This is a genomic window from Paenibacillus baimaensis (assembly GCF_025567575.1).
Genome location: NZ_JAOQIO010000095.1, coordinates 66,299 through 80,364 on the forward strand (window position 1 = coordinate 66,299; position 14,066 = coordinate 80,364).

The 14,066-nt window shown below is 44.8% G+C and carries 12 protein-coding genes; 4 read left to right on the forward strand and 8 right to left on the reverse strand.

The window, feature by feature from the left end:
• Positions 1-22: 22 nt before the first annotated feature.
• The 8 genes from OB236_RS26525 to OB236_RS26560 all read right to left on the reverse strand — a co-directional run bounded on the left by OB236_RS26525 (position 23) and on the right by OB236_RS26560 (position 8,910).
• Complete coding sequence (locus OB236_RS26525) at positions 23-931, reverse strand: aspartate carbamoyltransferase catalytic subunit (protein ID WP_076227397.1); 909 nt, start codon at positions 929-931, stop codon at positions 23-25.
• Positions 928-1,458, reverse strand: a complete 531-nt coding sequence (pyrR, locus tag OB236_RS26530; protein ID WP_408638523.1) for a bifunctional pyr operon transcriptional regulator/uracil phosphoribosyltransferase PyrR — start codon at positions 1,456-1,458, stop codon at positions 928-930. The genes OB236_RS26525 and pyrR overlap by 4 nt, the downstream gene beginning before the upstream one ends.
• A 323-nt stretch (positions 1,459-1,781) precedes the next feature.
• Positions 1,782-3,389, reverse strand: a complete 1,608-nt coding sequence (locus OB236_RS26535; RefSeq protein ID WP_262686674.1) for a gamma-glutamyltransferase family protein — start codon at positions 3,387-3,389, stop codon at positions 1,782-1,784.
• 44 nt (positions 3,390-3,433) lie between these two features.
• Positions 3,434-4,420 carry a Gfo/Idh/MocA family protein gene (locus tag OB236_RS26540; protein WP_262686675.1) on the reverse strand — a complete coding sequence of 329 codons (987 nt, stop codon included), beginning with the start codon at positions 4,418-4,420 and terminating at the stop codon, positions 3,434-3,436.
• A gap of 21 nt (positions 4,421-4,441) precedes the next feature.
• The gene (locus OB236_RS26545; protein ID WP_262686676.1) at positions 4,442-5,419 is read right to left on the reverse strand and encodes a Gfo/Idh/MocA family protein; all 978 of its coding nucleotides are present in this window, start codon (positions 5,417-5,419) and stop codon (positions 4,442-4,444) included.
• Between the two features lie 83 nt (positions 5,420-5,502).
• Positions 5,503-7,056 (reverse strand): extracellular solute-binding protein, encoded by a 1,554-nt coding sequence (locus tag OB236_RS26550; RefSeq protein WP_262686677.1) that lies wholly within the window; start codon positions 7,054-7,056, stop codon positions 5,503-5,505.
• A gap of 33 nt (positions 7,057-7,089) precedes the next feature.
• A complete protein-coding gene (locus OB236_RS26555; RefSeq protein WP_240413785.1) occupies positions 7,090-7,941 on the reverse strand; it encodes a carbohydrate ABC transporter permease in 852 nt (283 codons plus the stop codon).
• A gap of 15 nt (positions 7,942-7,956) precedes the next feature.
• Entirely contained in the window at positions 7,957-8,910 is a 954-nt protein-coding gene (locus OB236_RS26560; RefSeq protein WP_240413786.1) for an ABC transporter permease, read from the reverse strand.
• Positions 8,911-9,108: 198 nt separating this feature from the next.
• Between OB236_RS26560 and OB236_RS26565 the strand changes: the two genes are divergently transcribed.
• The 4 genes from OB236_RS26565 (at position 9,109) to OB236_RS26580 (ending at position 14,037) form a co-directional block, all read left to right on the forward strand.
• Complete coding sequence (locus OB236_RS26565) at positions 9,109-10,923, forward strand: sensor histidine kinase (RefSeq protein WP_262686678.1); 1,815 nt, start codon at positions 9,109-9,111, stop codon at positions 10,921-10,923.
• A complete protein-coding gene (locus OB236_RS26570) occupies positions 10,911-11,966 on the forward strand; it encodes a response regulator transcription factor (RefSeq protein WP_262686679.1) in 1,056 nt (351 codons plus the stop codon). The genes OB236_RS26565 and OB236_RS26570 overlap by 13 nt, the downstream gene beginning before the upstream one ends.
• A 124-nt stretch (positions 11,967-12,090) precedes the next feature.
• The gene (dapD, locus tag OB236_RS26575; protein WP_076227415.1) at positions 12,091-12,801 is read left to right on the forward strand and encodes a 2,3,4,5-tetrahydropyridine-2,6-dicarboxylate N-acetyltransferase; all 711 of its coding nucleotides are present in this window, start codon (positions 12,091-12,093) and stop codon (positions 12,799-12,801) included.
• Between the two features lie 78 nt (positions 12,802-12,879).
• Positions 12,880-14,037 carry an N-acetyldiaminopimelate deacetylase gene (locus tag OB236_RS26580; protein ID WP_262686680.1) on the forward strand — a complete coding sequence of 386 codons (1,158 nt, stop codon included), beginning with the start codon at positions 12,880-12,882 and terminating at the stop codon, positions 14,035-14,037.
• Positions 14,038-14,066 lie beyond the last annotated feature (29 nt).

The following is a 14,066-nucleotide window of genomic DNA, read 5'->3' on the forward strand; positions in this document are numbered from 1 at the left end:
CTGTAATTAAAGTTTATGAAGCTTAGCTCAGTGCCCGCTCAATGACTGCCATTCTTATAGGTACACCATTTCCCATTTGTTCAAAAATTCTTGATCTTCCGCATTCCACCAGCTCGTCATCAATCTCTACATTCCGATTAATCGGCGCAGGATGCATAATGATCGCATGAGCTGCCATCGAAGCCTCGCGCTTTACAGTCATTCCGTAGGCTTCTCTGTAATCTTCCTGGGACTTGAACAACCCCTCTTCATGACGCTCCAATTGAACCCTGAGCATCATCACTACATCGCCTTTTATCGCTTCCTCCATGCTCACATAAGGGGCATGAGCAGCAAGCTCTGGCGCTTGCATCACTTGCGGAGCACAAAAGCTGACGTTGGCTCCAAGAGTCTTCAGCGCCCACAAATTCGAACGTGCAACCCGACTATGTAAAATATCCCCTATAATCGATACATTCAGCCCGCGCAGCTCACCAAAATGCTTACGCATTGTATACAGATCAAGCAAAGCCTGAGTGGGATGCTCGCTGTTGCCGTCTCCCGCATTGATTAAAGGCACTTTAATCTTTTGTGCAATCTCAGCAAGCAGTCCATTAGGTTTCATACGAATCACGCCTGCATCAATACCCATGGATTCCAACGTTTTGACCGTATCGTAGATCGATTCGCCCTTTTGAACACTAGACACAGCAGCAGCAAAGTTCAACACTTCCGCACCAAGTCGTTTCTCGGCAACCTCGAAGGAGAATCTGGTTCTTGTACTGTTTTCAAAAAACATATTGGCAACAAACTTGCCATTTAAATGATTTGACAGCTTGGTGGGAGCTTGCTCCCAATATGCAGCCCGATCCAGTATGGATGTAATTTCTTCAGCGCTCATACCTTGTGTCCCGAGCAAATGCTTATGTGATGCTACCTGAAGCTGAGTCATCTCTGCTGCCTCCTCTGTTGAGTAATAACTACCTGATCGACCCCATCGACTTCATGAAGCAGTACTTCAATCGTTTCCAATCGCGAAGTCGGAATGTTTTTGCCTACGTAATCAGGACGGATGGGAAGCTCACGATGTCCACGATCTACCAGCACGGCGAGTTGTATCATCTGCGGCCGTCCCATATCCATCAGCGCATCCATTGCCGCTCTCACCGTTCTGCCTGTATACAAAACATCATCGAACAGAATCAGCTTCTTATTATGAATATCAATGGCTGCAGGCGGCTCTCCGCTTGCTTTTGAATCCTGTCTGCCAGATCGGTCATCTCTGTACTTGGTAACGTCGATTTCACCGATAGGTGCCGGAACATTTTCGATTTCCAGAATATGTTCCGCAATGCGATTCGCCAAGTAAATACCTCTAGTACGAACACCGATCAGCATACAGTTCTCAAAGCCTTTGTTTTTTTCCAGTATTTCGTGGGCGATCCGTGTCAATGCTCGGCGCATCCCCGTTTCGTCCATAAGCACATGCTCGCGTTCTGCTTCCTGACTCAAGGTCTTCGACCTCCTGCTCCAGTGATAGACAAAATAAAAAACCTTGCTCGTTAGGGCAAGGTTTGCGGACATACGGAGATAACGGACGATAATAGACTTCATAATGAGACTGACCCATTAGTGCCTAATAGCCGTTGTTTCCATTCGTTCACCTTGCCAGTCTCTCTGGACTGAGTTTAAAGGTGCTTTTAAGTTACGAGTATTATCCCATGTTCGACACAATGTGTCAATAGGATGCAAAAAATGATCTTTACAAAACATATATTCATCTATACAAGACATAATTAGTTTCACCAGGATGCTATGCTCGAATCCGTTCTGGGTTCGGTTCCGCCCACCAACACACCATTAGCCATTTTCCAGATGATCTGACCGCGGCCCAAAGTAAAGGTGCCAACCGCTCTTCTTACATCATGTCCTCTGTTGGACAAAGCAAGTGCAAGATGTTCCGGCACTGTATACTCAAGTTCGATCGTTTTGTCTTGTTTCCACTGCCATCTGGGAGCATCCAAAGCTGACTGTGGATTTAATCCAAAATCTATGGTATTGCATACTACCTGTACATGACCGTGCGGCTGCATAAATCCGCCCATTACTCCGAATGGACCGACGGGCTGATTGTCCTTCGTAATAAATCCCGGAATGATCGTATGGTAGCACTTTTTACCCGGTTCGAGACGGTTGGCGTCGTTATCATTCAAAGTAAACCGGCTTCCCCGGTTTTGCATGCCGATGCCTGTTCCCGGAATGACAATTCCTGAACCAAACGCAGCTGAATTACTTTGAATGTAAGAAACCATATTCCCTTCACCATCGGCAGTAGCCAAATAAACCGTATCGCCAAGCACCGGATTCCCTTTCTCCGGCTGCATCGCCGTCGGCCCAATGAGCTTCATTCTATGCCGCGCATAATCCTCAGAGAGCAACTGCTCTACCGTCACACTCATATGATTCTCCTGTGTGATATAATTCACACCATCGGCAAAGGCAAGCTTTAAAGCTTCTAACTGTGTATGATACAAGTCGACGGGACTCATTTTTGTCAGATCATAGTTTTTCAAAATATTCAAAGCCATCAATGGAATGATCCCTTGGCTGTTGGGGGGCATTTCCCAAATGTCATAACCTCGATAATTGATACTAACCGGCTTGACCCATTCAGGAGAGAATGCAGCAAGATCCTCCTTGCGCAAATAACCTCCATGTAATCTTGAATACTGATCGATCTGATCAGCAAGCTCTCCCGTATAAAAGCTGGCAGCATTCGTCTCTGCAATAAGTTGTAAGGTTCTGGCATGATCTGGTGAACGCCACAATTCGCCTATCCCGGGAACTGAGCCACCAGGAGCAAACGTGTCAAATAACGGTTTATACACCTCTCCGATAAATTCCCCTCGATACCTTGCAAACAATTTTGCCCAATCCGATCCAAGTGTAGGGTTGACTGCATACCCCTCTTCCGCATAACGAATAGCGGGCTCGAACAGCTCAGCAAATGGCAGCTTGCCGAACTTTTCAGATAAAGCAGACCACGCTGCGGGAATTCCGGGTACTGTAACAGGAAGCCAACCATGAGAAGGCATTTTGTCGTAACCCGATTCACGTAATTTTTCGACGGAAATACTCTGAGGAGAAGGGCCGCTGGCATTTAAGCCGTGAAGCTCTCCTTGATGCCAAACCAATACGAACGCGTCACCGCCAAATCCGTTATTGGTAGGTTCAACCACTGTCAGACAAGCGGCAACCGCTATGGCAGCGTCTATGGCATTTCCGCCCTTTTTCAGCATATCCAAGCCTACTTGAGCGGCAATTGGCTGAGAAGCGGCAACCATTCCTTTATTTGCGTAGATGATATTCCTTTTGGATGCATGCGGATAGTAAAGTGGATCAAAGTTCAACGTCGACAACCTCCCTACGATTGAATCCTCTAAACAGAAACATTTCAATATGGAATTGGAATTGGCTTGCCTTGCTTAACAGAGTCATAGGCAGCAAGAGCAACCGCAGCCGAATTCAATCCATCCTCACCGGTTACGGGAACCGATTTGCCCTCTTTAATAGAAAGAATAAAATTTTCAATCATATACTGGTCCATACTATCACCCCAGTAGCTCCATTTGGCTTTGGTCTCATGATTGCTGTAAATATCATTTTTCTGGGCAAAGGAATCAATCGTGATAACTCCCTTGGTTCCAATGATTTGCATACCTACATCACCCCACGTAGGGAACGACTTGGGTCTGGACCAGCTAGTGTCAATAACAGCAAATACGCCACTGTCATACTTGACATGAACCATGCCCGAATCATCAACCTGAATATTATGAAATAACGTGCCCATTTCGGCATAGACCTCCGTTGGCCGGCTGTCCAGAAACCAATTGTACAAGTCCATCAAGTGAACGGTATGATCGAGTATCGCTCCACCCCCGGACAAGGCAGGATCAATGAACCATCTGCCTGGCATCGAACCTCGATTGGTTCCTTTGATAGCGATGATATCGCCAATTTCGCCTCGTTTGACAGCTTCTCTTGCCTTAATAACGGGCGGTAAGAATCGGCAAGGGAATGCCGTCATCAGCTCCACTCCACTTTGCTTGCATACCTGTATCATTTCATGCATCTCTTCAACGCTGATCCCGAGCGGCTTTTCGCAAAGAACATGTTTGCCCGCGATCGCGGCTTCTTTGGTAATTTGGGCGTGGTATACATTCTCTGAACAAATTACAACAGCATCCAGATCCTGGTTCAACAAATCATGATAATCGGCATAATAGCTCGTATCGTTGTTAATATATGGCTCGACACGCTCCCTGACTTCGTCGGCAATAGCTGCTACAATAACATCATGTCGAGCCGTCAGTGTATGATAATAACCAATAGCATGAGAATGGGCAAAGCTGATGATACCAACCTTAATTTTGTTCATCCCTTGGATCCTCCAATGATATTAATGGATATCAATTTTCATTCCGGTTTGTGCCGATTGTGCAGCCGCTAAAGCAATTCTCAGTGCTCTCAATGCGTCGGTTGCCGTAACTATAGATTCCGTATCGTTTTCAATACATGCCAAAAAGTGCTTCAGTTCATAGTAATACGGATTATGAAACGCAGGGCTTTGGGGAATGGCCACTGCTGCCGGCTGATTGTCTTCTGCCGATGCTGCCTTTACGATCTTCAATGATAGGGCATCCTCACTGTTAAACCGAATGACACCCTCAGTCCCTGCAAACTCGACAGCCGTCGTGAATGGTCCGGGATATCCCCAGTGAGCCTCCAGATTGGCAATCGCTCCACCAGCAAATCGAAGTGTAACCAAGGCATAATCGTTCTGCTCCGATTGTGTCTGGAGCGCATATACCGATGTCACCTCGCCCATCACGCTGCAAAGAAAATCGATATCATGAATCATCAGATCGATAATGACGCCGCCACTTCTGTCTTTGTACCAGGCTCTTGCTCTCGCTGGATTCGAACCGATCCGTTTGGTATGGATCACGCCTACTTTACCTATGACACCTGCATCCACTTTGGCTTTGATGTCCGCATAGTTGGGAAAGAACCTTACGACATGTCCGACAAACAGCCTGACACCCTCTTCCTTGCAGGTATTAATCATCTCTACTGCGTCCTCTATCGACGGGGCTATCGGTTTTTCACAAATGATATGTTTACCGTACGCAGCCACTCTCAGCACATACTCCTTATGGAGGTAGGTGGGGAGACAAATACTCACTACATCGGGATTTTCCATGTTTATCATTTCATCGAGAGACACGTAGGCTCTTAATTGCCAGTGCTCAGCCGTTTTGTTAACTTCAATCTCGTTATTGTCGCAAATAGCGACCAATTCCACACCTGGCATGGCTGCCAGATTTTCAATATGGCTTTTGCCCATCGTTCCGCAACCGACAACGGCAACTCTCATTCTTGGTTCCTCCTGATGATTGGATTCCGGAAGCCCGCTATCTCAGGCTCCCGGGTTTGTATAAGGATGAAGGATGTCAGCTTTTATTTTTTTACGTTGCTATCATACCACTTCGTTGCTTCCTGAATAATTTGATCGCCCCCGCGCTTCTTCCAGTCCTCAACGAATTTATCAAAATAATCAACGTTTTCCGTTCCTATAATGATTTTTGCTGCTGTCTCCATCCATAGCCCGTTTTTGGCAAGCTCGGGATGTGATTGCATCGTAGGAGGAAGCGGCATATCGATCCCATCATTTTTGCGTCCTTCAGCATTGGCAACATCCAGAGCTGCAGATATGAGTTCCCCTTCATTACGTCCCTTCATGAATACTTTGTTATCCACATAGGAAGGACCCGTTATTCGAATGAATTTTAAGTGCATGTTTTCCTTGTTGATCCCGTCTGGTGTTGTCGGATATTTATACGCAATTTTGCCGTTATTGATCGTGTAATCTTCGCCTTCCAAACCATATGTCATGAATTGTTCAGCTTGATCCGAATAGAACCAATCCAAAAATTTCAAAACGGCTTCCGCATTTTTACTTGATTTGGGGATCGCAAACGCGGAACCAATCGAAGATGCAATACTGGTGCCCCCCTTGCCATCCGGACCGACCGGAGCCGGAATAACGAGAATTTCCGCTTTTGGATCGCCTTGCCTTACTTCAGTTAGCCATTTGTCCGGGTAGCTGGGATCATGCATCCACATACCCACACGCGCGGCTCCTTTAATTTTTGCATCCCAATCCTTGCCTTCCTGTACAAAAATCTCATTGTCGATCAGCTTTTCCTGATAAAGCTTTTTGTACAACGCCAGCGCTTCCTTCATCTCTGGACGCACGTAGTTGGGCACGAGCTGATTGTTCACATATTTCCAGGCTCCTTGCTTGAGATCATCACCTGGACTTACATCATAAGCACCGAAGAAAAGCTCGGCAAATCGGAAATTTTTGCGGCCTGAGAATGGAATTTCGTCCGCTTTACCATTCCCGTTCAGGTCGTTATCCCGGAAAGCTCTCATAACCGTTATATACTCGTCAATTGTTTTGGGCACCTTCAAACCCAGCTTGTCCAGCCAATCTTTTCGTACATAGACGGCCTGGGAGTGCGTAACCTCAGTAAGGTTGGGGATGGCATAGATTTTGCCTTCTTTGCTGAGAGTTGGAGAGTTCCATACCTCCTTGGAAATTTTGGCTTTGAGGTTAGGCGCAAACTTATCAATTAAATCATTCAGCTCAAGGAAAGCTCCATTGTTAACCGCAGGAGCAGCAACCGGGGTGTTGATACCTCTAATCTCCAACAGATCCGACATCTCACCTGAAGCAAGTATCAAACCAAGCTTTTGTTCAAAGTCCGGGTGAGGAATCAGCTCGAATTGAACATTCGTTCCGGATAGCTCGCGTAACTTCTTCACGTACTTGTCCTCATTAATTTTGGGAGAAGCTTCAACATAAGGAAGTGATTTGGAGCTTAAAGCAACTTTAATGGATGGTGCCGGTTTATTGACATCTGATGCTGCATTCTCCGGTTTACTGCTACAGCCGACCGCTACAGCGGTAACAAGTGTGAAACAAATTGCCATTTTGAAATTGCTCACTGATATCCCCACCTTCGATTTTTTTATGATAAATTATCCTTTGACCGATCCCAGCAAGGCACCTTTGATAAAATGCTTTTGGATCATTGGATAAATTAACAGCACCGGTACTGTGGCTACAATAATCGTTGCCATTTTGATTCCTTCTACCGATAGCTGCATCCCCTGTACCATACTCCCGGCATCACTTTCCACTATAAGCTGGCGCAATTTCACCTGCAGCGTGTAGAGATCAGGGTCCCGCAAATACATAATGGCATTCATATACCCATTCCAGTAACCCACGGCATAAAACAATCCGATAGTCATTAAAGATGGCAGCGAAAGCGGTAAAACAATAACCCTGAAAATTTTAAATTCGCTGCAGCCATCTATCGTCGCCGCCTCGGTTAAGCCCTCAGGTATGTTTCGAAAAAAGGAGATCATGATGATCAAATTAAAAGCGCTGATCAGACCAGGTATAATCAAGGCGTTTAATGAATTAAGCATACCCAGTGATTTGATTAGTAGATAAGTAGGAATCAGAGGTGCCGGGAAAACGATCGTAATAATGATTAATATCATAATTACGGCGCGTCCCCGCAATTGCTCCTTGGATAGTCCGTATCCCATCATAGCGGTGAACAACAAGCTGACAAGCGTACCTGCCACCGTCACCCAGACTGTAATGCCAAATGATTGCCAGATCGCCGCATTGCGCAGCACGGAAGCGTAATTATCCAGCGTAAAATTGACCGGAAATATGGTTACCTTCCCCTGGAGGATTGCCTGTCCACTGCTGAAAGAGCCCGCCAATATATTTAAAAACGGGATTAACATGAGAAGTCCTACACCAATGAGTACGAAACCGTTGATATAGGGAAACCACTGCAGCCTCTTGTTCATTGCACTCACCTTCCTTTAAAAAAGGGATTGGCCGGTAAGCTTCTTGCTTATCCGGTTGAAGCCAAGGATCAAAATCAAACCGACAACGGATTTAAAGATGCCAATCGCGGTTGTGTAGCTGTATTGCCCACCCAGCAGCCCGATACTATAAATATACGTATCCAGAATCTGACCCTTGGCAGTCACTATCGGATTGAGGAGGATATATACCTGCTCAAAGCCCAAATCCAATATATGACCAATTCGGATCAACAACAGTACCATGATCGTCGGCAGCAGCGCCGGGAGTGTGATACTGATTATTTTTCTGAGCCTGCCTGCGCCATCCACATCAGCAGCTTCATACAATTCCGGATTAATACTCGCAAGTGCAGCCAAATATATAATGGTGTTCCAGCCGACTTCTTTCCAGATGCCGGACCATACGACAATCGACCGGAAATATTCAGGCTTTTGCATAAAAAAGATGCGCTCAAATCCAAAAAAATCAAGCAAATCGTTAATAATGCCATAATTCGGAGACAGGACATTAATGACCAGCCCCCCTACAATAACCCACGACAGAAAATGAGGAAGATACATAATCGTTTGAATGCTGCGTTTAAACCACATTTTCCTCACTTCATTGAGCAGGATAGCCAGCAGGACCGGTGCGGGGAAGCCAAATACCAATTGATAAATGCTGATGAGGATAGTGTTCGTGAGTATATTGAGAAACTCGGGATACGTGAACAAGGTCTCAAAATGCTTGAATCCTACAAATGGGCTTTTCCAAATACCTGTATACAAGTTATAATCTTGAAAAGCAATGATGCTGCCCGATATGGGGATGTACTTAAAAAGAATAAAATAGATAAAACCCGGAATGATCATGGCGTAGATTTGCCAATACTTGATCCAATAACGGCTCCGCGAACGGTTTCGCGTCTGGCTTTCGGTTAGCTTTACAGGCGGCGAGTGTGTATTCATGACCTTCCTCCAGTATTAGATTTTATCTCATTTTAAGCGGTTACAATTAAATCGTACATGTCATTTCCTGCTAAACCTGTGTTTTTTCAAGTTCAAACTTTTTTCATGTCAGTTAATCCTACATAATAAAAATAAATGAATTGACATCGAAATCAGAGTATCCCAGAATAATAGCTACTACGTTAGAGGGGTGTTGACTTGCGAACCAATTTAATTATTTTGTTTATTGTTTTTCTTTGTCTACCCTTACTTGTGTTAAGCAAGATCTGGTACGACAAAACAACGGATTCCATTGAGCACTCAGCCAAATTATTTAATGAACAAATTGTTAGACAAATGAATGGGCAGTTGAACGCTTATTTTTCTGATTTGGAAAGATCAACGCTTCCATTAATTGCACATCCGCTTATTAAGGAATTCATGTCGATTACCGAGAATGAGGCCTATAACCGCTTTGTCGTTACCCGCAAGATCGAGAGTGAGCTGTTTCAACAGGTAGTTTTTGGACGACCGGAGATTTTTTCCTTCACTCTTTATTCAGAAAATGGGCTTCACGTCTCCAACCAAGGCGCCTATTTAAGTGATGATGATTATGAAACCTATATGCAGTTATCCAATCGAGCCAACTTCAATGTGATGGGCATTCGCTGGATCAACAATACACCACTGCTGACCATAACCCGCAAATTTACAGATACGACTCATTACCAGACCTCAGGATTATTGGTTATCAATCTCCGATTGAACGAGATTTGGAATATTGTGAATCAGGTTCAGCTGGGAAATACCGGATCGATTTGGATAGCCGATTCCAACAACCGAATTATATATGACCGTGACCTGGACAAGCTTGGTTCCCAAATACCGGGTTGGTTTACAACCCAAGCTTCTGGACTGCAAGAAAATGACACGTTTATTCATAAAGAAAACAAAACAGACACAATGGTAATTTTTAACAAATCTACTTACACAGATTGGTCTATCGTCTCGGAAGTACCTATCCAGGAGCTGAATGCGGATCTAATTGAGCTCAGAAATGTGACGATATGGGCTGCACTCATGCTGACTCTCGTCGCAAGCTTTATCATTGGCGGCTACTCTTTGTACATAACAGGCTCCTTAAGCAAGCTGGAGAAATTAATGCGTCAAGTTCAGGATGGGAATTTAGCAGTTAATGCCCCCCTACGTCGAGGCAAGGAACTGAAAAGCCTGTACAGCGGGTTTAACCAGATGGTTTGGGAATTGCGCCGTCTTATTGAGGAAGTTCATACCTCACAGCTTCGAGAAAAAGAACTGCTGCTGAAACAAAAAGAATCCATGCTCCGTGCTCTTCAATCACAAATTAACCCGCATTTTCTATACAACACCCTTGAGATGATCAACTCCTATGCCATTCTCGAAGGCTTTAAGCCCATTAGCAGGATGGCTACCGCCTTAGCCGATATGTTTCGTTTTTGTATGAAGGATTCTATGTATGTCATACCTTTGCAGGATGAGATGGACCATGTTCGTACCTATTTGGACATCCAGAAAGAACGTTTTTCCGATTTGCGGGTAGATATCCATTTGGAGCAGGAAGAAGGCTATCATCGCGTTTTCACAGCCCGTCTGACGCTCCAGCCTTTAATTGAAAATTGCTTTATTCATGGATATGAGGAACATTTATTGAGGCCTTCTTATATCGGAGTTTTTGGACAACGTGTCCATGACAAATACATCATTCGAATCGTTGATCATGGGAAAGGCATGCCTCCGCATATCTTGAGGGCTTACAATTCCGTATTTAAAGCCGTAGATATTGACAGCATCTCTCAAAGAAATCAGCTTTCTGACGAAGAAAAACAACATGTGGGACTGATGAATGTTCATGCGAGGATACGGCTGTTATTCGGTGTTCATTTCGGCCTTTATATCACACAATCGGACGATAGTGGGACCATAATCACACTGACTTTCCCCCTGAACATCTCAGCAGCTGTGTATTCGAAGGAGGATCCGTTATGTACAGCGTAATGATTGTAGATGATGAGCAATTGATTCGTAGAAGCTTGTACAAAATGATATCGGAGAGTCCTATCGGCTTTACTGTGGTTGGTGAAGCAGAAGACGGATTGGCAGCTTTTGAGCAAGCATGCTCCTTAACCCCCGATCTCATTTTGACGGACATTAAGATGCCGGTTATGGGAGGTATGGACTTTATCAGGAACTCCCGAACAGCCAATCTGGATTGCCAGTTTATTGTTCTATCAGGCTATGGAGAATTTGAGTTAGCTCAGGAAGCTTTACGTTACGGTGTTGCCGATTATTTATTAAAACCGATACGACCCGAACAATTGGAATTTACTCTAGTTAAGATGAAAACAGTCCTTGACCATAAACGCAACGCCTGGATGGACTATGATCTATGGCTCGTATACTATCCGAATGCAGCGAAACGCATGGCCGATTGTATCTGGCATATGGACGAGATCGGTATCCATCATGAACTATCACAATTTTACGCCCAATGGATCGAAGGTGCTCATAAGTACCCAAGCTGTAAAGATCGATCTGTGGAATATGTAAGCTGGGTGTTAAAAAATCTGCAAAATTATGGTGGTGCTGAACTGAATCAACCGAATCTGTATGCACTTCGTTCAGCCAAAAATGGTGACACGATCCACAAGCTCACGGAGTCCCTGCTTACGGAATGGATGAATGTGATCCGAACCAAACGAAACCACGGCGCTTATCATACGATTAAACAAGCTGCTGCGTTTATGGAAAAGAATTATATGGATAAGGAGCTTTCCTTACAAAGTGTGGCCGATTACGTTCGATTATCGCCATCTTATGTCAGTCAGATTTTTAAAGAAGCTATGGGAGCCTCCTTCGTACAATATTTGATTCAGATTAGAATGGAGCAATCCAAATGCCTGCTGTCCAATCCCCACTCCAAAACCTATGAGGTTGCTGAAGCGGTAGGCTACGAGGATTATCCCCATTTCACCAAAACTTTCAAAAAGTATTATGGTATCAGTCCACGCGAGTTCCGAAACAGACAAGGTTTGGAGTAATCCCGTCGTAATTTGTCAGTCTAAATATTGCTTGAACATAGCTTTTATGCTATAAAGATTAAGAGAGATTTTACCCGTGTCATGAATGATTACACGGTACACGATATAGGGAGTTGGAATGTGAATGACTGAGATGAACACTTTAGAGATTATTCAATTTATTAAAAACAGCGTAAAGAAAACACCGGTAAAGGTATATGTAAAAGGTGATTTGGAATCCATCGATTTTGGTTCCGAGATTCAATCCTTTATTTCCGGCAAAAGCGGTGTACTTTTCGGTGAGTGGACTGAAGTAAAACGTGTGTTAGACGAAAACCAAAGCCGTATTGAAGATTATGTGGTTGAGAATGACCGTCGTAATTCGGCAATCCCCATGCTTGACCTTAAAGGCATTAACGCACGTATTGAGCCAGGCGCAGTCATTCGTGATAAAGTATCTATCGGCGACAATGCAATTATCATGATGGGAGCTTCCATTAATATCGGTGCATCTATCGGTGCAGGTACCATGATTGATATGAATGTAGTAGTTGGGGGCCGCGCGGTTATTGGAGCTATGTGTCACATTGGTGCAGGTTCGGTCGTTGCTGGTGTTATTGAGCCTCCTTCCGCTCAACCCGTAGTCATTGAAGACGACGTTTTGATTGGTGCCAATGCCGTTATCCTTGAAGGTGTTCGTATTGGTAAAGGTTCAGTCGTTGCTGCAGGTGCTATCGTTACTCAGGACGTTGCCGAGTATACGGTTGTGGCTGGGGCGCCAGCACGAGTTATCAAAATGGTGGATGCCAAAACAAAATCCAAAACCGAAATTTTGCAAGACCTCCGCACCCTTTAAGGTGCTTGGCTTAACGCTCGGCGTATATCGCCGGGCTTTTTTTACTCTTCATTACCTGTTAGGAGGACTGACCACTCAATGACACATTCGACTTCGAGCATTAGCGCGGCACCAAGTCCATTTGTAGAAATCCGCAGACAATTGCATCAAATTCCAGAGCCAGGCTTTGCCGAGTTTAAAACTCAGCAGTTTCTGCTGAATTATCTTCATTCTCTTCCACAGGAGAGACTCGAAATCCGGACCTGGCGGACAGGTATAATCGTGAATGTAAAAGGAACCTCCCCCAAACGTCGCTTTGGCTACAGAGCTGATATGGATGGTCTACCTATCATGGAAGATACCAGCTATGAATTTCGGTCCACCCATCCTGGTCTTATGCATGCTTGCGGACATGATGTTCATATGTCGATCGGGCTTGGTATTTTGAGCCGAATTGTACAGAATCCGATCAGGGACGATATCACGTTTATTTTTCAACCAGCGGAAGAAGGTCCTGGTGGAGCACAGCCTATGCTTGAATGTGAGGAACTGCAGGATTGGATGCCTGACCAAATCGTAGCACTCCATATTGCCCCCGAATATCCGGTTGGCACGATCGCTACAAAGCCGGGTATTTTATTTGCCAATACCTCCGAACTGTTCATAGACCTTACTGGTAAAGGCGGACATGCTGCTTACCCTCACCTTGCCAATGATATGGTGATTACAGCCTGCCAGTTGGTTTCACAGCTGCAAACTATTATTTCACGCAATGTGAATCCACTCGATTCTGCCGTTATTACGATTGGTAAAATTGAAGGCGGCACCAAGCAAAATATTATCGCCGAGAAGTCACGTTTGGAAGGAACCATACGTACCTTATCCGCTGCAACGATGCTGCTAATCAAATCGCGCATTGAAGCGCTGGCCGACGGTATGGAAACCGCCTATGACTGCAAGGTTGATATAGATTACGGAGCTAATTATTTGCAGGTATTCAACCATGCAGAAACTACCCAAGCATTTATGGACTGGGTTCGCGAAACAGATACTATGAAGGTAATCGAATGCTCGGAGGCTATGACTGGTGAGGATTTCGGTTATTTTCTGGAGAACATTCCTGGCTTTATGTTTTGGCTTGGGGTGGATACGCCTTACGGTCTGCATCATTCCAAAATCGAACCCAATGAGCATGCCATCGATCTCGCGATTGAGCTAATTGGCAGCTACTTCAGGTGGTTATCGGAGCAAGATTAAATAAGAAACAACAATAAAGCTCCTTACAC